The sequence below is a fragment of the Kitasatospora sp. NPDC088134 genome (assembly GCF_044741705.1).
Taxonomy (GTDB): domain Bacteria; phylum Actinomycetota; class Actinomycetes; order Streptomycetales; family Streptomycetaceae; genus Kitasatospora.
The window spans coordinates 1-17,360 of sequence record NZ_JBIUTD010000010.1 but is presented as its reverse complement, the minus strand read 5'-3'; the positions used below and the strand labels follow the sequence as shown (position 1 = coordinate 17,360).

Annotated in this window: 17 protein-coding genes and 1 pseudogene; 10 read left to right on the top strand and 8 right to left on the bottom strand. The window is 75.3% G+C overall.

Features of this window, described 5'->3' with window-relative positions; translation table 11 throughout:
- Positions 1 to 204: 204 nt before the first annotated feature.
- Positions 205 to 672, top strand: a complete 468-nt coding sequence (locus ACIOHG_RS17790) for an ATP-binding protein (RefSeq protein WP_400951256.1) — start codon at positions 205 to 207, stop codon at positions 670 to 672.
- 75 nt (positions 673 to 747) lie between these two features.
- Here the strand turns inward: ACIOHG_RS17790 and ACIOHG_RS17785 are convergent, their stop codons facing one another.
- The 3 genes from ACIOHG_RS17785 to ACIOHG_RS17775 all read right to left on the bottom strand — a co-directional run bounded on the left by ACIOHG_RS17785 (position 748) and on the right by ACIOHG_RS17775 (position 2,849).
- Positions 748 to 1,041: a WhiB family transcriptional regulator gene (locus tag ACIOHG_RS17785; protein WP_400951253.1), complete on the bottom strand. Its 294-nt coding sequence runs from the start codon at positions 1,039 to 1,041 to the stop codon at positions 748 to 750.
- Positions 1,042 to 1,219: 178 nt separating this feature from the next.
- Positions 1,220 to 1,402: a hypothetical protein gene (locus ACIOHG_RS17780; protein WP_400951250.1), complete on the bottom strand. Its 183-nt coding sequence runs from the start codon at positions 1,400 to 1,402 to the stop codon at positions 1,220 to 1,222.
- A gap of 472 nt (positions 1,403 to 1,874) precedes the next feature.
- Entirely contained in the window at positions 1,875 to 2,849 is a 975-nt protein-coding gene (locus ACIOHG_RS17775) for an oxygenase MpaB family protein (protein ID WP_400951247.1), read from the bottom strand.
- Positions 2,850 to 3,012: 163 nt separating this feature from the next.
- Between ACIOHG_RS17775 and ACIOHG_RS17770 the strand changes: the two genes are divergently transcribed.
- The 3 genes from ACIOHG_RS17770 to ACIOHG_RS17760 are packed head-to-tail and all read left to right on the top strand — an operon-like array spanning position 3,013 to position 7,050.
- Positions 3,013 to 4,404: a hypothetical protein gene (locus ACIOHG_RS17770; protein ID WP_400951244.1), complete on the top strand. Its 1,392-nt coding sequence runs from the start codon at positions 3,013 to 3,015 to the stop codon at positions 4,402 to 4,404.
- A 58-nt stretch (positions 4,405 to 4,462) separates the two neighbouring features.
- Positions 4,463 to 5,770, top strand: a complete 1,308-nt coding sequence (locus tag ACIOHG_RS17765; protein WP_400951243.1) for an AAA family ATPase — start codon at positions 4,463 to 4,465, stop codon at positions 5,768 to 5,770.
- Positions 5,767 to 7,050: a VWA-like domain-containing protein gene (locus ACIOHG_RS17760; RefSeq protein WP_400951241.1), complete on the top strand. Its 1,284-nt coding sequence runs from the start codon at positions 5,767 to 5,769 to the stop codon at positions 7,048 to 7,050. The genes ACIOHG_RS17765 and ACIOHG_RS17760 overlap by 4 nt, the downstream gene beginning before the upstream one ends.
- A 47-nt stretch (positions 7,051 to 7,097) precedes the next feature.
- Here the strand turns inward: ACIOHG_RS17760 and ACIOHG_RS17755 are convergent, their stop codons facing one another.
- The 4 genes from ACIOHG_RS17755 to ACIOHG_RS17740 form a co-directional block, all read right to left on the bottom strand.
- Positions 7,098 to 8,030, bottom strand: a complete 933-nt coding sequence (locus ACIOHG_RS17755) for a biotin-dependent carboxyltransferase family protein (protein ID WP_400951238.1) — start codon at positions 8,028 to 8,030, stop codon at positions 7,098 to 7,100.
- Between the two features lie 18 nt (positions 8,031 to 8,048).
- Complete coding sequence (locus ACIOHG_RS17750) at positions 8,049 to 8,705, bottom strand: allophanate hydrolase subunit 1 (protein ID WP_400951235.1); 657 nt, start codon at positions 8,703 to 8,705, stop codon at positions 8,049 to 8,051.
- Between the two features lie 386 nt (positions 8,706 to 9,091).
- Positions 9,092 to 9,631, bottom strand: a complete 540-nt coding sequence (locus ACIOHG_RS17745) for a DUF6114 domain-containing protein (protein WP_400951233.1) — start codon at positions 9,629 to 9,631, stop codon at positions 9,092 to 9,094.
- A complete protein-coding gene (locus tag ACIOHG_RS17740) occupies positions 9,621 to 10,250 on the bottom strand; it encodes a DUF6230 family protein (RefSeq protein ID WP_400951231.1) in 630 nt (209 codons plus the stop codon). The genes ACIOHG_RS17745 and ACIOHG_RS17740 overlap by 11 nt, the downstream gene beginning before the upstream one ends.
- Positions 10,251 to 10,900: 650 nt before the next feature.
- On the opposite strand from ACIOHG_RS17740, the gene ACIOHG_RS17735 reads away from it, so the two are divergent.
- Positions 10,901 to 11,863 (top strand): hypothetical protein, encoded by a 963-nt coding sequence (locus ACIOHG_RS17735; protein WP_400951229.1) that lies wholly within the window; start codon positions 10,901 to 10,903, stop codon positions 11,861 to 11,863.
- Positions 11,864 to 12,116: 253 nt separating this feature from the next.
- Positions 12,117 to 12,779 (top strand): Tat pathway signal sequence domain protein, encoded by a 663-nt coding sequence (locus ACIOHG_RS17730; protein WP_400951226.1) that lies wholly within the window; start codon positions 12,117 to 12,119, stop codon positions 12,777 to 12,779.
- A 67-nt stretch (positions 12,780 to 12,846) separates the two neighbouring features.
- Here the strand turns inward: ACIOHG_RS17730 and ACIOHG_RS17725 are convergent, their stop codons facing one another.
- Complete coding sequence (locus tag ACIOHG_RS17725) at positions 12,847 to 13,494, bottom strand: helix-turn-helix domain-containing protein (RefSeq protein ID WP_400951223.1); 648 nt, start codon at positions 13,492 to 13,494, stop codon at positions 12,847 to 12,849.
- 108 nt (positions 13,495 to 13,602) lie between these two features.
- On the opposite strand from ACIOHG_RS17725, the gene ACIOHG_RS17720 reads away from it, so the two are divergent.
- The 4 genes and pseudogenes from ACIOHG_RS17720 to ACIOHG_RS17705 form a co-directional block, all read left to right on the top strand.
- Positions 13,603 to 15,225 carry an FAD-dependent oxidoreductase gene (locus tag ACIOHG_RS17720; protein ID WP_400951220.1) on the top strand — a complete coding sequence of 541 codons (1,623 nt, stop codon included), beginning with the start codon at positions 13,603 to 13,605 and terminating at the stop codon, positions 15,223 to 15,225.
- A 135-nt stretch (positions 15,226 to 15,360) separates the two neighbouring features.
- Entirely contained in the window at positions 15,361 to 15,807 is a 447-nt protein-coding gene (locus ACIOHG_RS17715) for a hypothetical protein (RefSeq protein ID WP_400951217.1), read from the top strand.
- Between the two features lie 124 nt (positions 15,808 to 15,931).
- Positions 15,932 to 16,717 carry an electron transfer flavoprotein subunit beta/FixA family protein gene (locus ACIOHG_RS17710; RefSeq protein WP_400951214.1) on the top strand — a complete coding sequence of 262 codons (786 nt, stop codon included), beginning with the start codon at positions 15,932 to 15,934 and terminating at the stop codon, positions 16,715 to 16,717.
- 221 nt (positions 16,718 to 16,938) lie between these two features.
- Positions 16,939 to 17,360, top strand: a pseudogene (locus ACIOHG_RS17705) (electron transfer flavoprotein subunit alpha/FixB family protein); the annotation flags it as partial.

Below are 17,360 nucleotides of genomic sequence, written 5' to 3'. Positions count from 1 at the left end.
CGACCACCGGCGGTCCCTCCTGTGACACCCCCTTCCGGCACGCCCCGCACCCGCTCCGCCCCCGTGACACCGGGCGCTCCGCCCGCGTTCCGCCCGCGCGGCGCCCACCATCCCGTCCGTCCCGCCGGTCGCACCCGGCATAATCCGAGCACGGGCGGGAAACCGATCTGTGAACCCGCCGTCGAGCCCGAAGGGAACCCGCACGTGACACCCAGCCGGGGAACCCTCGACGGCGACCGCCCGAACACCGGCCCCACCCTTCCGCCGGGCGGCCAGCGGCGCCGCCTGCGGCTGGCCTCGGTGCCCCGCCCGGTGGCCCGCGCCCGGGCCTTCACCGCTGAGGCGCTCGCCGACTGGTCCTGGGCCACCCCGCCGGACCCGGACCTCGCCGAGGACGTCGTCCTGCTGGTCGCCGAACTGGTCGGCAACGCGATGCTGCACGCCGGCGGCCCGATCGAGCTGGTCCTGGACGCCACTCCGGCCCGCCTGCGCATCGAGGTCAGCGACGCGTCCTCCGTGCTGCCGACCCTGCGCACCCCGCACCGCCCCGGCCTGCCCGGCGGCCACGGCCTCTACATCGTCCAGCGCACGGCGGACCGCTGGGGCGCCGACCCGCACGCCCAGGGCAAGTCCATCTGGGCCGAGATCGACGCCACCCGGCTGCTCGCCTGAGCCCCGCCCGGGTGGCGCCGACCTCCTCCGCGCACTGGCCGGCACACTGACTGTCTGCCCACCGGCCGCGCCCGCTCACCGGCCGCGGTTGCGGCGGTGACGGCGCAGCAGGGACTGGCGCTCCTCCTCGGTGCGGCCGCCCCAGATCCCGTAGCGCTCCCGGGTCTCCAGGGCGTGGCCCAGGCAGCGTTCCCGGACGGGGCAGCGGGCGCAGACCGCTTTCGCGGCGCGGTCCCGGTCGTCGTGGGCCTGGCCGCGCTCACCGGGCGGGTGGAAGAACAGCCGCGCGTCGGCCGAACGGCAGGCCCCGCGCAGTTGCCAGTCCCATTCCTCCTCGGTGGCCCCGGGGAGCCGCGAGATCACGGTCATCGGATGCTCCTTCCGTCGAACGATCGGGTCGACAGACGAACTGACGGACATATCTCCTGTTCGTCTAACCCGGATCGGCGACGCGATGCACCGCCCCCGTTCCCGCAGCCGCACCCGCTGCCGCACCTGCTTCCTTCGAAGGCCCGGGTCGAAGGCCCGGGTCGAAGGCCCGGGGAGGTCAGTCCTCCTCGGGTTCCGGCGGCGAGGAGACCAGGACCGCGAACTCGGGGCCGTCCGCCGGGGTCTTCTCGGCCTCGTCCGGGGGCGGTGCGCCCTCGGCGGTCATCCGGGCCTCGGGGGTCTCGGTGGGCGGCCACTCGTCGGCCGGCCCGTCGTGGTGTCCGTGCGTGTGGTGCGACATCTCGTCTCCCGTCGCTGGGTGCGGCCCCCTGCTCCCCCACTCTCCATGGTGCGCCCCCGCCGACTCCGCCTCCGGCGTGTCATCCGCGCGTCGCGGACGGCCGGACCTGCGGCCCCGCTCCGGCACCTCGGCTGGCGGACCGGAGCGGGTCGGGGCACCGTGGACGGGGGGCCGTTGTGCACCGCCGTGAGAGGAGAAGGCCATGTCATCGAAGCGACGCCGCAAGAAGAAGGCCCGCGCCAAGCGGGGAGCGAACCACGGCCGTCGGCCCCAGTGCTGACGCCCTTCCGCTCCGCACCGGTCGCCGAGCACTGACGACAGCGACACAGCGGCCGCCACCCGGTCCCAGCCCCGGGCGGCGGCCGCTTCGCCGTGCCCAGCGCCGTCTCTCCCCGCCCGTCTCCCCGTGCTGTCTTCCCCCTGCTCCCCCTGCTCCCCCCGGCCGTCCCGCGCCGTCCCGCCCGGGCGGTCCTCAGCCGCGCGTCACCCGTACCGCCGGTTCGGCGTGGGCCCGGGCCTCGGCGGCCGCGCGGATCGGGGACAGGCCGCAGGCCCACACCATGGCCGCGCCGAGCGCCCGGGCCAGCGGCCGGTCCCAGAAGCGGCGGACCGGCCACGGTCGGCGGATGCCGAGTTCGCGCCGCGCCCAGCCGGGCAGCAGGCCGACCGCGGCGTTGGTGAGCACGTGCACGGCCAGCCGCTCGCGCCGCGTCCGGCCGAAGCCGCGCAGCAGGGTGACGGCCTCCAGCGCCTCGGGGGTCGCCCGCAGCTCGCCGCGCACCCGCCCGAGGTAGCGGGCCAGCTCGGCCCGCGAGGCGGGCACCTCGTGCGCCCCGAGCAGTTCGCCGATCAGCGCGACCTCCGCCAGGTACGCGTCGCACTGCGCCGCGCCGAGCGGCCCGCCCGGCCGCTCGGCCGCGTGCTCGGCCACGCGTTCGTCCCCCGGCGGGCGGCCCGCGAAGACCTGGTGCCCCGCCAGGAAGCAGGAGACCTCCGCCGTGTGCACCCAGCACAGCAGCGCGGGGTCGTCGGCCCGGTAGGGGCGGCCCTGCTGGTCGAAGCCGCGGACGTGGGTGTGGATGCGGCGCACGGCGGCTATCGCGGCCTCGGCGGCGGCGGACGAACCGAGGGTGGTGGTGGAGACGAAGCGCGCGGTGCGGTGCAACCGGCCGGTGGGGTCGGTGCGGTAGTCGGAGTGCTCGGCCACCGCGCGCATGGCGACGGGGTGCAGGGACTGCAGCATCAGCGCGGCGAACCCGCCGACCAACATGCCCGCGGGGTGCCCGTGCACCTGCCAGACGACGCTGGACGGGCCGAACAGTCCCGGGTCCCCGGGCGGCCGGTCGTAGCGTTCGAGGTGCAGATCGCCCCCGTGCACCGTGGAGTTGATCTCCCGCAGCAGCCTGTGCCGCAGCGCCTCCACCGGCCGCCCCCACCTGCCTGCCACCGCCGCCCACCTCCCGCTCCAGGCCGGTCCCGGCCCCTGCCGCCAGCCTACGTCGGGGCGGGGTCGTCGAAGAACGGGGCTGACAGAACGGCCGGAACACCGTTACCATCACCGCGATGACTACTTATGGATTGGAGGCCCCGTCCGTCCGAAGTGAGTGCTGATGCACGACACTTCCCTCCCGGACGAGGACCCTCGTACCCGTTTCTGGCCCCGCGTACGGCAGTTCGCCGTGCCCCCGGCCATGATCGAGAGCGCCACCGCCCGCCGCGAATCCGGCGACTGGGGCGGCGCCTGCGCGGCAGCCGGATTCGACCCCAGGTTCGACCTGCGCGCCGTGTCCCGTATGTACGGCGCCGAGTCGGCGGCCCGACTGAGAGCCGATCTGCGGCACCTGGCACCGGACTTGCTGCGCTGGCACCTGCCGCGCACCGCTCCGGACGGGCTGCTGCGGACCGGCCTGACGCTCACGCTGGCCCGCTACCCGCGCGACGGGCCGGGCCCGGACGCGCGGGCCGCGCCGCTGCACCTGGTGGCGCGCACCGCCCCTGCCTGCGCCTCGGCCGGCCAGCGGGTCGAACTCGCGCTGTGGGACGGGACGCACGGGACACCGCACCCCGACCCGCGCTTCCGCCTCGACCTGCACCGGCACCTCTGGGACGCCCGCCGCGCCCCCGAACTCGCCACCCGCGCCCCCGAACCCCCTCCCCCGACAGGTGAACTGACGGACGGTCAACTCGCCTACACCATCTGGACGTTCGAGGCCGGACTGCTGCGCTCGGCGGACGGCCTGCCGACGGACACCCCGGTCGCGGTGCGGATCGGCACCCGCCGCCACCTGCTGCTGAGCCCCTCGGGTGAGACCGGTCCGGTCCGTGCCGCGCGCGGTCACCCGGTGCTGCCGGACGCCGCGACCTGGACGCCCCCGGACGTCCTGCTGCTGCGCGCGGGCCTGATCGACCCGGCACGCCTGCACCCGCTGGTCGCCGCCGCGCTCGCACCGGACCACGCGCCGGGCCGCACCGCGGAGGGCAACGCCCCGGCCACACGGCCGGGCGACGGCCCGCTGTGGGTCGAATGCCGGGGCGAGTTGCATCAACTCGCCGTCGTGGACGGCGTGCTGGTGCCGCTCGACCACGCGCCGGAGCAACTGCGGCGCGAAGAACTGCTGGTGGAGCTCGGCGGCACCCCGCTGCCCTGCCTGCGGGCGGTCGACCGCGCGCACCGCGCACCGGAGAGCCTGGACGCGATCCGGCAGCGGCTGCTGCACGGCGACCGCGCCGGGGCCCTGCACGCGCTGCGCCAACTCCTCGGCGAGCAGGGCGTTCCCCGCGAGGGGCCGCTCGCCGAGGTGCTGCGCACCGACTCCCGGCGGCTGATCGACCGCAGCCTGTACGCCGGCGGCCTCGACCCGGGGCGCCGCTTCAACGGCCCGGCCCCGGTGGTCCACGACCGCGTCCACCTGCCCGACGGCCGTCCGCACCGGCCGCACCCGAGGCTGCGCACGAACCGCGCCCACCGGCCCCGGCAGTGCGGGTGCGGCCGACCCCACTGAACACCCCTGCGCGCCAAGCCCTTCGACTTCCCTCCTCCCCACCACAGGTGATTCCGCCATGTCTTCGACCATGCCCCTGACCGCCCCGCTGTCGACCGCCCCCGCCGTTCCCCCCTCCCCGACCGCCCCACCCTCCCCGGCCGTCCCGAGGTCCCGGCTCAACGTCGCCGACGAACTGCTGGCGCTGCTGCGGCAGTCCGGCACCGAGCCGCGCCGGAACCTCCAGCTCGAAGCCCTCACCATCGCCGTCGCCGCCGATCTGCCTGTTCTTCTGTGGGGAATGCCCGGCATCGGGAAAACCGCAGCGCTCACCCAGCTCGCCGCCGAACTCGACCTGCCGCTCACCACGGTGATCGCCAGCGTGCACGAGCCCTCCGACTTCGCCGGCCTGCCGGTGATCGGGGACGACCCGGCCCGCCAGGGCGTGCCGCTGGCTCCGCCGGACTGGGCGGTCCGGCTGGCCCGGCAGGGGCGCGGGCTGCTGTTCCTGGACGAGCTGTCCACCGCGCCGCCCGCCGTGCAGGCCGCGCTGCTCCGGCTGGTGCTGGAGCGCCGGATCGGTTCGCTCGAACTCCCGCCCGGCGTAAGGATCGTGGCGGCGGCGAACCCGCGCTCCTCGGCGGCCGACGGCTGGGAGCTGAGCGCCCCGCTGGCCAACCGCTTCGTCCACCTGGACTGGGTACACGAGGCGGAGGTGGTGGTGCGCGGCCTCGGCGGGGTGTGGCCGCGCGCCGAACTGCCCCGGCTCGATCCCGAACGGCTGCCCGCCGCCGTGGAGTTCGGCCGCCGCGCGGTCTGCGGCCTGCTGACGGTGCGGCCCGAACTGACGCACCGCGTCCCGGGCCACGAGACCGGGCGCGGCCGGGCCTGGCCGTCGCCGCGCAGCTGGGAGATGACGGTGCGGCTGCTGGCCTTCTCCACCGCGGCGGGCGCCGACCGCGAGGTGATGTCGCTGCTGGTGCGCGGCACCGTCGGCGACGGCCCGGGCCTCGAACTGCTGGCCGCCGTCGACCGGATGGACCTGCCCGCCCCGGAGGACCTGCTCGCCGACCCGGCCGCCGCCGTCCTGCCGAAGCGCGGCGACCTGCGGCAGACCGTGCTGGACGCCGTGGTGGCGGCGGTCCGGGCCCGCCCGTCCCGGGAACGCTGGGACGCGGCCTGGGAGTTGATGGCCCTGGCGCTGGCCGACGGCGCGCCGGACGTGCTGGTGGTGCCGGTCACCACGCTCGCCGCACTGCGCCAGGACGACTGGGAGGTACCGGAGTTGATCGAACGCTTCGCGGGTGCGCTGAAGCTCTCCCGCCGGGCGGACCGCTCGGCCGCCCGGGTCGGCGCCCGCCCCACCACGGGCCCGGGCCGCCGATGAGCAGCCCGGCCGACGCGCTGCCCGCCGACCGGGCGGACCGCCTCACCTCGGAGGACCGCCTCACCCCCGAGGACCGGGAGAAGCTGTACGCGGCCCGGCTGCACGCGGCCCGGGCCCGCCCGTACCTGGCCACGGCGCTGTTCGCGCTGCACGTGGTGGAGACGGCGCGGGTGCCGACCATGGCGGTCGACCGGCACTGGCGCTGCTACGCGTCCCCGCGGTTCGTGGCCCGCACCCCGGAGGAGGTGCTGGCCTCGGTGTGGGTGCACGAGGTGTCGCACCTGCTGCGCGACCACGCCCGGCGCGGCGACCGGGTGATGCGCGAACTCGACCTCGACGGGCCGGGCCACCGGCTGCGGATCAACCTGGCGGCGGACTGCGAGATCAACGACGACGCGTTCGGCGACGGCCTGGTCCATCCCGCCGACGCGGTCTACCCGAAGACGCTCGGCCTGTCCGAGGGCGGGCTGCTGGAGGAGTACGTCCGGGAGTTCTCGCTCGGCACCCAGTTCCAGGACCTGGTGTGGCTGGAGTGCGGCAGCGGTGCGGACGGGCTGGAACGGGCCTGGGAGCTGGGGCCGGACGACGCGCACGGGCTGAGCGACCAGGAGCGCGACCTGGTGCGCTTCCGGGTCGCCGAGGGCATCCTGGCCCGGCCGGGCCGGGCCCCGGCGGGCTGGCGGCGCTGGGCCGAGCAGGCGTTCCACCCGCCGCAGCCGTGGCGGCAGTTGCTGGGCGCGGCGGTGCGTTCGGCGGCCGCGGCGGCGGGGCGCGGCGACGACTACAGCTACGGCCGTCCGGCCCGCCGCGCCGCGTCCCTGCCGGGCGTGGTACTGCCCGCGCTGCGGCGGCGGCCGCCGCGGGTCGCGGTGGTGGTGGACACCTCCGGCTCGGTCAGCGACGGCGAGTTGGGCACGGCGCTGCTGGAGACGGCGGCGATCGTCCGTGCGGTCGGCTGCCGGCGCGAGCTGGTGTCGGTGGTGGCCTGCGACGCCGCCGCCCGGCAGGTCCGGCAGGTCGCGGCGGAGGGCGGCCTGGAGCTGATCGGCGGCGGCGGCACCGACCTGCGCGCGGGGTTCGCGGCGGCGCTGCGCCGCCGTCCGCCGGTGGACGTGGTGGTGGTGCTGACGGACGGTCAGACCCCGTGGCCCTCGCAGCCGCCGCCGTGCCGCACCGTGATCGGCCTGTTCCCGCGCCCCCGCCCCGGGGTGCGGGAGGACGACCCGGACTACCAGCCGGACCTCCCGCCGTCCTGGGCCCGGGTGGTGGAACTGGGCTGAGCTGCGCCGGGCCCCCTTTCCCGGGGTTTCCCCTGGTTTCCGCGGGCCTATCCGTCGAGCCGGAAGTGCAGGGTGTCGCCGGGCCTGGCCTGGGCGGCCGCGCCGAGGTCGGGGCGCCGGACCACCGCGATCACGGGGTAGCCGCCGGTGACGGGGTGGTCGGCGAGGAACAGGATCGGCCGGCCGCCGGGCGGGACCTGGAGCGCGCCCGCGACCATGCCCTCAGAGGGCAGTTCACCGCCGCGCGCCCGGGCCAGCGCGGGGCCGTCCAGGCGCATGCCGACCCGGTCGCTGTCGGAGGTGACGGTGTACGGCGCGGTCAGCAGGGTGTGCAGCGCGTCGGCGGTGAACCAGTCGTCGCGGGGGCCGGGGACGACGTGCAGCACGGTGCGGCCGGGGGTGGCGGGCGGCGGGGCGAGGTCGGTGGCGGGCCAGCCGGTGGCGGCGCGGCCGACGGGCAGCAGCCGGCCGGCGGTGAGGCGTTCGGGGCCGAGTCCGGCGATGGTGTCGGTGGCGCGGGAGCCGAGTTCGGCGGGGACGTCGAGCCCGCCGCGGACGGCGAGGTAGACCCGCAGGCCGCGGGCGGGCGTGCCCAGGCGCAGCCGGGCGCCGGCCGGGACGGTGAAGGGGGTGCGACCGTCGACGGGCCGGCCGGCCGCGTGGGCGGGGCAGTCGGCGCCGACCAGGGCGCAGGTGGTGGTGGCGCGGAACTCCAACTCGACTCCGCCCATGGGCGCTTCGAGGCCGGCGGCGCCTTCGGGGTTGCCGACGAGGCGGTTGGCGAGACGCAGCGCGTCGGGGTCGGCGGCACCGGAGCGTCCGACGCCGAGGGCGGCCAGGCCGGGGCGCCCGAGGTCCTGGACGGTGGCGCCGTATCCGGGCCGGACGACCAGGATGCCGGTGTTCGAAGCGGCTGCCGGGACGGCGGGGCCGGCGGGGACGGCAGGGCCGACGGGGCCGACGGGGGTGGGGTGGCTCATCGGGGGTCCTCCGGTCCTTCAGTCGGTCTCGACGAAGCGCACCGCGGTGCCGGGGAGCAGCCGGGTGGGCGGGTCGGCGGCGGTGTCCCAGAGAGTGAGCGCGGTGCTGCCGAGCAGGCGCCAGCCGCCGGGGCTGGGGCGCGGGTAGACGCCGGTGTACTCGTCGGCGACGGCGACCGCCCCGGCGGGCACCCGGGTGCGGGGCTCGGCGCGACGCGGCACGCGCAGCACGGGGTCGAGCCCGGTGAGGTACGCGAAGCCGGGGGCGAAGCCGCAGAACGCGACGCGGTAGCGGGCGGCGGTGTGCCGTTCGACGACCTGGCGCTCCGTCAGCCCGGTGAGTCCGGCGACCTCGGCGAGGTCGGGCCCGTCGTAGCGGACGGGGATCAGCACCGTCCCGGCGTCCGCCGGGGCCCCGGCGGCGCCTACCGCTTCGGCGAGCGCTTCGGCGAGCGGGAGGGCGGTGACGGCGGCGCCCAGGCGCTGCCAGTCGGTGACGCCCGGGTCGTAGCGGACCAGGACGGTGCGGGCTGCGGGGACGAGTTCGACGACCCCATCCGGCGCGGCGGCGCGCAACGCTTCGTGCAGCCGCTGGGCGCGTTCGGCGTCCTCGGCCTCGACCAGGACGGCGTCACTGCCGCACCGGAGTACCCGTACCGCGTCCGTGCGCCCCATTCGCCCACCCACCTGTCGGTTCGCCGCTCCGCCCACGGGCCGTCAGCGGCCAAGCTACCAAGCGGCCGCGCCGGGGCGCAGTGCCGTACCGGGGCGCAGTGCCGACCGGCGCTCCTCCGGGCACCCGGCCGAACCTCCGGGGCCGCGCTCCGAGCGGATCGTCCGATCATCCGATTCGGATTGGCGTTCTGTCGGACCGTCAGATCATCGGACCGTTCGCTTGCCCGACCGTCCGACCGCCCGACTGCCCGTCCGACCGATCAGCATGCCTCCGGGGCACCCCGGAACGCGCTGGGGTCCGGTCGCGGTCCCCGCCCGCTCGGTGTGCGGGAACCACGACCGGTCGTACCCGGCGGCGGCCACGCTCCGCCGCCGGTCCGCCCCGGTCAGGCCGGGGTCGCTCGGCGTTCGGCGCGGCGGGCCCGTCGGCCGACACGCCGGGGCTGGTCGGGCAGCCAGCCGAAGGCGAGGGTGCTGCCGACCAGTCCGAGGATCAGGCCGACGAAGAAGCCGCCCAGGTTGGAGGTGATCCAACTGCCCAGGGTGGCGAGGACGGAGAGCAGGGAGTAGAAGACCCGCTGCACGGGATGGAAGATCAGCAGCAGGCCGCAGAGCACCATCAGCACGGGGATGACGTAGCCGGCCAGACCGAGCAGTCCGATGCGGATCATCATCCGCATCGGGGCCTTCTCGGTGAACAGGATCTCGGCCCCGGCCAGGGCGACCATCAGGCCGCCCCAGAACGGGCGCCGCCCGCGCCACCCGGCGAAGCCGCCCGGGGGCGCAGCCGTGGCGGCCCCGGACTCCCCGGCGTCCCCCGCCGCGGCCCCTGCGGCTTCGGCGTCCCCTGCGTTCCCGGCCCCGGTGGGCCGGGCGGCCGTGGGGTCGGCCGCCCGGTCCGGTGCCGGGTCGTGCTCAGCAGCCATCGGCGCTGAAGCTGAGGTGCATGTTGGGCAGCCGGAAGGTGCCGGCGGTGGTGGCGTAGTTCTGCTGGCGGAAGTGGTCGACGGCCACGGTGTCACCCTGCTGGCCGAACATTCCGGGCGGGCCGGCCACGCCGCCCTTGTCGAAGGTGCTGGCGTCCCGGCCGACCTCCAGCCCCTTGAACTCGGCGTCGCCGCTCATCAGGTCGGAGTCGGTGGTGAGGTTCTCGGCGGTGACGGGGGTGCCCTTGTCGCCCGCGGTGATCAGCAGGTTGATGCCGCCGAGGTTGACGCTCTGGCAGAGCTTGGCGAGCGAGGCCTTCTTCACCACGGTCTGGATCAGGAACAGCTGGCCGCCGGTGTCGCCGGCGTTGGGGCTGTTCTCGATCATGTTGTCCAGGGTGCCGAACTGTTCGAACCCGGAGCCGTCGAGGCGGTCGGCGGTGACCTGGAAGGCCATGCCGGAGATCGCGAACTGGTTGGCGAGGACGCTCTGCGCGGTCAGCGTCACCAGGACGCCGGCGGTCACGCAGGCGGGTATCGCCATCAGGGCGGCGCGGCGCAGCCGGACCCGGCCGCGCCCGTTCGAGGTGGCGGCGGGTTGTTCTGCGGAGGGGGCCATGTGCAGCTCCAGAGGGTCGAGTGGGGGATTCCGCAGCGCACCGGCGAGGCCCTGGCGTGGACGATCGATCGATCAACTCTCTTGCCCGGCAGCATAATTGACGATCATTCTCACAACGGCGAGCTGACTGGAAGTTACCCCGGGGTACATGGCGGGTCAATACTTCGCGCACCGCTTCCGGTTGCCGGAACTCCAGTCAACTCCTGTGACTGAAGAGGAAATTGAGCACACGGACGATCGAAACTCCACTCACCTTCATTCCAACTTCCGTTCCCCTCCTTGACGTTGAAGCCGAGCGCGGCCTAGAACTTGGCGGGTACCCGGCGGTAACCGCGTCGTCACGGCGCGCCCCCGGCAGGGCGGACCGTCGCGGCGCGGCAGTGGCAGTCGCAGTCGCACCCCGGGGCCGGTCGCTCGTGGCGTCGAGCGCCCGCCCCGCGCACCTCCTGCGCCACGTTCTCGCCCACCTCTCCGTGCCGCGTCCGCCGCGTCCGCCACGTCCAGCACCCGCACCGCATGCACCCGCGCCGCACACCGCCGCGCCCCGCAGTGCCGCTGCGCCGCTGTTCCTGTACGCCGCGCAGCTCCGCCCTGCCGTCCCCCTTCTCTTGTCGTCCCGCTCTCCTGCCGTCCTGCCTTGAGGAGTCCCCATGCGCCCCACCCCGCGCGCCGGTTCCCCCCGCACCGCCTCCCGTCGTCGCCGGCTCGGACGCCTCGCGCCACCGGTCGCGGTGTTCGCCGCCGCCGCGCTGCTGGCCTCCACCGCCCCGGCGTCGGCGGCCGCCGTCACGCCGGGCGCCCCGTACACCGGGATGGGGAACTGTCCGCTGGCCGCGCCCGCCATGACCAACCCGGAGAACCTCCAGGTGGGTTGCCTGGTGTCGGTCACCAACGCGGGGAAGTTCACCCTCGGCAGCACGGTGGTGCCGTTCAACTCACCGATCAAGCTGCAGTTCGGCTTCTACTGGGACAAGTCCGCGCCCGAGGTGTCGTTCCCGGACGGCAGCACGGCCAACCAGTACACCGTGGTGCCGCCGACCAACGGCCCGCTGATGAGCGCGCCGATGGTGCAGATCACCATCCCGGGCATCCAGAACTTCCTGCCCGGCATCACCAGCGTCTTCGCGCAGGTCGAACTCGCGGGCCCCGTCACCAAGTTCACCCCGCTGGCGACCGGAGAGCCGTACCCGGTGTTCCAGCTGCCGATCAAACTCCACCTCTACAACGCGCTGTTCGGCTCGCACTGCTACGTCGGCTCGGACTCCGCACCGCTGATCCTCAAGCCCACCACCGGGATCACCGCCCCGCCCGCGCCGGCCTCCCCCATGACCGGCGACCCGGGGACGCTCGGGTACACCATGGACCCCAACGGCCACAACGCGCTGGTCATTTCGGAGACCAACGCCGCCATGGTCGACAACACCTTCGCCACCCCGGGGGCGAACGGCTGCGGCCTGCTCGGCTCGCTGGACCAGATCATCGACTGGACCATGAACCTGCCCGCCGCCCCCGGCAAGAACTCGGTGAGCTTCCAGCAGACCAACGCCTCCTTCGTGCTGGACACCGACATCGCCGACCTCACCGCCTCGCTCCAGGACAGCGCCGCGCACTGAGTCGCCGACGCCCCGCACCCCCGAGAGCCGGCCCGGACCACCGCCGGCCGTTGAGAGCCGCCCCGAACCACCCGGAGCCGCCGGGAGCCGTCAGAAGCCGCCGGCCGCGTTTCCCCGCTCGCGCCCCCACCGACTCGTGCCCGCCCCACCCTCGACCGGGGCGGGCACGGGCTCCGCGCTGCGGAGCCGCACGTCCCGGCGACACCGCCGGGACGGCACCACCCGGATGCCCCACCCACCGGAAGGAACCCTCGTGCGCAACCGTCTCTACGCCGGCGCCGCCGCCGTGGCCGCCGCCACCGCCCTGCTCGCCCTCACCACCTCCCCCGCCGGAGCGACCGGCACGCCCGTGCTGACCATCGCCGGCACCTCCACCGCGGTCGCGGTCGGCGACAGCCTCTCGGCGGGCCTGGTCAGCGGCACCCTGGCGACGATGTACAACCCGGGCACCACCACCGGCGTCAAGTGCACCGTCTCCACCATCGGCGGCACCGTCAGCAGCAACCCGACCGCCCCGGGCACCGCCTCCGGTCCGGTCTCCACGCTGACCTTCTCCGGCTGTACCTCCAACGTGGTCGGCGTCACCGGCGTCAACAGCCTGACCATGACCAACCTGCCCTACACGCTGAGCATCTCCGACGCGGCCGGCTTCCCGGTCAGCCTCACCGCGGCCAGCGGCTCCGTCCAGGCCGCCGTCAACCTCAAGACCCTGGCGGGCAACGCCATCTGCACCTACAAGTCGACCTCCGGCAGCCTCAACGGCAGCGCCACCAACACCCCGCCGAAGATCACCATGTCCAACCAGAACTTCACCAAGCTGACCGGCCCGAGCATCTGCTTCGCGTCGATCGACTTCTCCGCCGCGTACGGCCCGGTCACCGACACCACCCTGGGCGGCACCGTCTTCGTCAACTGAACCGTCCCGCAACACAGTTCGGAAGCCGCGCCCACCCCAGGGCGCGGCTCTCCGCCGTGGCTGCCAGTCAATTCGCTTTCTTTCCAGGCGACTCGGCGGTCCGGGCCCGGACGTGCACCCGCTCGCCCTGCGGGCCGAACAGGCTCAGGAACTCCACCGGCCGACGGCCGACGTTGGTGAACAGGTGCGGCGTCCGGGTGTCGAACTCCGCGGCCTCGCCCGCCTTCAGCACCACCTCGTGCTCGCCCAGCCGCAACAGCAGCTCCCCCGACAGCACGTACAACCACTCGTACCCCTCGTGGGTCCGCTGCTCGCAGTCCTCCCGGCTGCTGCCCGCCGGGACCACCATCTTGTACGCCTGCATCCCGCCGAGGTTGCGGGCCAGCGGCAGGTACGTCCACCCGTGCCGGACGAACGGGCGCAGCCGCACCCGCGGATCGCCCGTCGGCGGGGCGTCCACCAGTTCGTCCAGGGCGACGCCGTACGCCCGGGCCAGCGGCAGCAGCAGTTCCAGGGTGGGACGGCGGCCGCCGGACTCCAGCCGGGAGAGCGTACTGACCGAGATCCCGGTCGTCTCGCTGAGCTGCGCCAGCGTGGTGCCGCGCTGCTGCCGGATCGCCCGCAGCCGGGGCCCGACCGCCGTCAGCACCGCCTCGAAGTCCTCTCCCGGCACGCCCTGGCCGCCCTGTCCGTCCCGCTCGCCGCGCTCGCCCATGGTCCGCTCCTTCCGCTCCGCACCGGCCCCGCACCCGCCCCCACCTCACTATTTGCCGCCCCAGCAACAATGTTTGTCAATCCGGCGGGCCCGGCGCACCATCGAGCCATGACCACGACGCACCGCCACCAGCAGCCCCCGCACCCCACCCGCCACCACGACGTCCTGGTCGTCGGGGGCGGCGCCGCCGGTCTCGGCGGCGCCCTGACCCTGGCCCGGGCCCGCCGCTCCGTCCTGGTCGTCGACGCGGGCCGGCCGCGCAACGCGCCCGCCGCGGGCGTGCACGGCCTGCTCGGCCGCGAGGGGGTGTCCCCGGCCGAGCTGGTCGCCGCCGGCCGGGCCGAAGTCGCCTCGTACGGCGGCGAGTTCCACGACGGCGAGGTGCGCTCGGTGGTCCGCGAGGCGGACGGCGGGTTCCGCGCCGAGCTGTCCGACGGCACCGCCGTGCACGCCCGCCGCCTGCTGCTGGCCACCGGCACCACCGACCTGCTGCCCGAGCTGCCCGGCCTGGCCGCGCACTGGGGCCGCGGGGTGCTGCACTGCCCGTACTGCCACGGCTGGGAAGTGCGCGACCGCCGGATCGCCGTACTGGCCGGCCACCCGGCGGTGGCCGCGCACCAGGCGCTGCTGTGGCGGCAGTGGACGGCCGAGGTCACGGTGCTCGCGCACACCGCCGAGCCGTTCACCGAGCAGCAGCTGCACGAGTTCGCCGCCCGCGGCGTCACCGTCGTCGCGGGCGAGGTCGCCGCCGTGCTGCCCGAGGACGGGGCGGGCGCGCTGACGGGCGTCCGGCTCGCCGACGGCACCGAGGTCGCCTGCGAGGCGCTGGCGGTCAGCACCGAACTGGCGGTGGACGCGCCGTTCCTCGCCGACCTGGGCCTGACCACCACCGAGCTGGTCCGCGAGGGCGTCCGGTTCGGCACCCACCTGGCCACCACCGACCCGACGGGCGCCACCGGCGTCCCCGGCGTGTGGGCGGCCGGCAACCTCACCGACCCGCTCGCGCAGGTCGCCGTCGCCACCGCCGACGCCCTGCGCGCCGCCGCCGCGATCAACGCCGACCTGATCGCCGAGGAGACCCGGCTCGCCGTCGAGGCCGTCGCGTTCTGGGAGCGGCGCTACGGCGAGAGCGAGCAGATCTGGAGCGGCCGCCCGAACGCCTCGCTGACCGTGGAGGCCGCCGACCTCGCCCCGGGCAGCGCGCTGGACCTGGGCTGCGGCGAGGGCGGCGACGCGATCTGGCTGGCCGGACGGGGCTGGCGGGTCACCGCCGTCGACCTCTCCCGGGTCGCCCTGGAGCGGGCCGCCGCCCGGGCCGCCGTCGAGGGCGTGGCCGACCGGATCGACTGGCGGCGGGTGGACCTGGCCGTGGACCTGGAAAACGCTTTCCCGTTGGGTTCCTACGACCTGGTGTCCGCGCAGTTCCTGCACTCCCCCGCCGAGTTCCCGCGCGAGCGGGTGCTGCGCCGGGCCGCCGAGGCGGTCGCGCCCGGCGGTACCCTGCTGATCACCAGCCACGCCGTGCACCCCGCCCGGCCCGGCCACCCGCACCCCGAGATGCACTTCCCCACCCCGGCGGAGACGCTGGCCGCGCTGCGGCTCGACCCCGGCGCGTGGACGGTGGAGCGCGCCGAGGAGCACCCCCGGCACGACCACGCCGGCCACCCCGTCGCCGACCCCGACGCCCGGCCGCACCGCGACTCCACCGTCCGCGTGCGCCGCACCGCCTGACGCCCCGTCCGCCGGGCGGGCCGTCGTCGGCCCGTACCGCACACCCGGCCCGCACCGCCGCCCGGCCCGTACCGCCAAGCCCCACCGGCCGGGCGCGGTGCGGGCCGGTGGCGTCGGCCGCCCTATGATCGCCGGGTGTTCGACTTCCGAAAAGCGGCGGCCCGCCACGAGGACACCGTCCTGCGCGTCCTGCCGATCGCCCTGCGGGTCGCCGCCGTCCTGCTACTGCCGTGGATCGTCGACCTAGCGCTGACGGTGCACGGCCGCTTCGGCGCCCGCAACCTCGCCAACTCCTGGATCTGGCTGGACGTGATCGAGTCCGCCTCGCTCCTGCTGCTGGCCGCCCTGATCCGCCGCCGCCACCTGGCCACCAGCCCGATCGCCTCCGCCACCGCCGTACTGCTCGGCATGGACGCCTTCTTCGACCTCTGGTCCGCCCACCGCGGCGAGGCGTTCCGCACCGCCGAACTGCTCGCCTACAGCGCCGAGCTCCCCAGCGCCGTCCTGCTCTCCCTGCTCTCCTGGTACGCGCTGCGCTGGGCCGCCCGCCCCCGCCCGCTGCCACTGCGCCCACTCCCCTGACACTCAGTTCCCTCCACCCTGGACACTGAGGCCCCCATCACTCCGCACGGGAGTGGATCTGTGGCACGGAGTGTGGTCTAGTGGGGGTACTGAGTTCCCTCCGGCAGGAAAGGACGACGCAGCCGTGAGCTTGAGGATCGTTGTCTGTGTGAAGTACGTGCCCGATGCGACCGGTGACCGTCGCTTCGCGGACGATGCCACCACCGACCGGGAGGGCGTGGACGGCCTCCTGTCGGAGCTGGACGAGTACGGCGTGGAGCAGGCGCTGCGGATCGCGGAGGCGAACGAGGGCGCCGAGGTGACGGTGCTGACGGTGGGCCCGGACGACGCGAAGGACGCGCTGCGCAAGGCGCTGTCGATGGGTGCGGACAAGGCCGTGCACGTCAACGACGAGGACATCCACGGCTCGGACGTGATCGCCACCTCGGCGGTGCTGGCGGCGGCGCTGGAGAGGACCGGGTTCGACCTGGTGGTGTGCGGCATGGCCTCCACCGACGGCACGATGGGTGTGCTGCCGGCGCTGCTGGCCGAGCGCCTGGGCGTGCCGCAGGCCACCTTGCTGTCGGAGGTGTCGGTCGAGGGCGGCGCGGTGAAGGGCCGCCGGGACGGTGACGCGGCCTCGGAGCAGGTCGAGGCGGCGCTGCCGGCGGTGGTGTCGGTGACCGACCAGTCGGGCGAGGCCCGGTACCCGTCGTTCAAGGGCATCATGGCGGCGAAGAAGAAGCCGGTCGCCTCGCTGGACCTGGACGACCTGGGCATCGACGCCGACGCGGTCGGCCTGGCCGGGTCGTGGACCAAGGTCGAGGACGTCGCGGCCCGCCCGGCGCGGACCAAGGGCGTCATCGTGACCGACCAGGGCGAGGGCGGCAAGCAGCTCGCCGCCTACCTCGCCGAGCAGAAGTTCATCTGACGCACCCTCGGCGCGCCGCCCCCGCGGTGTCCCGTCCGGGCCGTTCACCGGCCCCGGACGGCGCCCCGGGCCCCGGCGCACCGGGCTCGGCCGCGCCGCCGACGGTCCGCCCGCGCGGTAGGCCGTCCTCCGGGTGCGGCGCCGCACGCGGCCCGACGGGCCCCGGCGTCCGCCCCTCCTCCGCCTCCCTCTCCACGCATCCTCGTCAGGAGCAACCGATCATGACCGAGATCCTGGTCCTCGTCGACCACGTCGACGGTGCGGTGCGCAAGCCCGCCCTCGAACTGCTGACCCTGGCCCGCCGCCTGGGCACCCCCTCCGCCGTGGTCCTGGGCGCCGGCGACGCCGCCGCCGAGATCGCCGCCAAGGCCGCCGAGTACGGCGCCGCCAAGGTCTACACCGCCGACGCCGCCGAGTTCGCCGCGCAGCTGGTCGTGCCCAAGGTCGACGCCCTGACCCAGATCGCCCAGCACACCGGCGCCGCCGCCGTCCTGGTCACCTCCTCCGGCGAGGGCAAGGAGATCGCCGCCCGCACCGCCCTGCGCCTCGGCTCCGGCCTGATCACCGACGCCGTCGACCTCGAAGCCGGCACGGACGGCCCCGTCGCCACCCAGTCGGTGTTCGCCGCCTCCTTCCAGGTGAA

Excerpts from the sequence above, each read along its gene's own strand:
- ACIOHG_RS17740 (WP_400951231.1), bottom strand. The coding sequence starts at position 10,250 with ATGGCCCCCTCCGCAGAACAACCCGCCGCCACCTCGAACGGGCGCGGC.
- ACIOHG_RS17750 (WP_400951235.1), bottom strand. The coding sequence starts at position 8,705 with ATGGGGCGCACGGACGCGGTACGGGTACTCCGGTGCGGCAGTGACGCC.
- ACIOHG_RS17735 (WP_400951229.1), top strand. The coding sequence starts at position 10,901 with ATGCGCCCCACCCCGCGCGCCGGTTCCCCCCGCACCGCCTCCCGTCGT.
- ACIOHG_RS17745 (WP_400951233.1), bottom strand. The coding sequence starts at position 9,631 with ATGGCTGCTGAGCACGACCCGGCACCGGACCGGGCGGCCGACCCCACG.
- ACIOHG_RS17755 (WP_400951238.1), bottom strand. The coding sequence starts at position 8,030 with ATGAGCCACCCCACCCCCGTCGGCCCCGTCGGCCCTGCCGTCCCCGCC.
- ACIOHG_RS17785 (WP_400951253.1), bottom strand. The coding sequence starts at position 1,041 with ATGACCGTGATCTCGCGGCTCCCCGGGGCCACCGAGGAGGAATGGGAC.
- ACIOHG_RS17770 (WP_400951244.1), top strand. The coding sequence starts at position 3,013 with ATGCACGACACTTCCCTCCCGGACGAGGACCCTCGTACCCGTTTCTGG.
- ACIOHG_RS17765 (WP_400951243.1), top strand. The coding sequence starts at position 4,463 with ATGTCTTCGACCATGCCCCTGACCGCCCCGCTGTCGACCGCCCCCGCC.
- ACIOHG_RS17760 (WP_400951241.1), top strand. The coding sequence starts at position 5,767 with ATGAGCAGCCCGGCCGACGCGCTGCCCGCCGACCGGGCGGACCGCCTC.
- ACIOHG_RS17780 (WP_400951250.1), bottom strand. The coding sequence starts at position 1,402 with ATGTCGCACCACACGCACGGACACCACGACGGGCCGGCCGACGAGTGG.
- ACIOHG_RS17725 (WP_400951223.1), bottom strand. The coding sequence starts at position 13,494 with ATGGGCGAGCGCGGCGAGCGGGACGGACAGGGCGGCCAGGGCGTGCCG.
- ACIOHG_RS17720 (WP_400951220.1), top strand. The coding sequence starts at position 13,603 with ATGACCACGACGCACCGCCACCAGCAGCCCCCGCACCCCACCCGCCAC.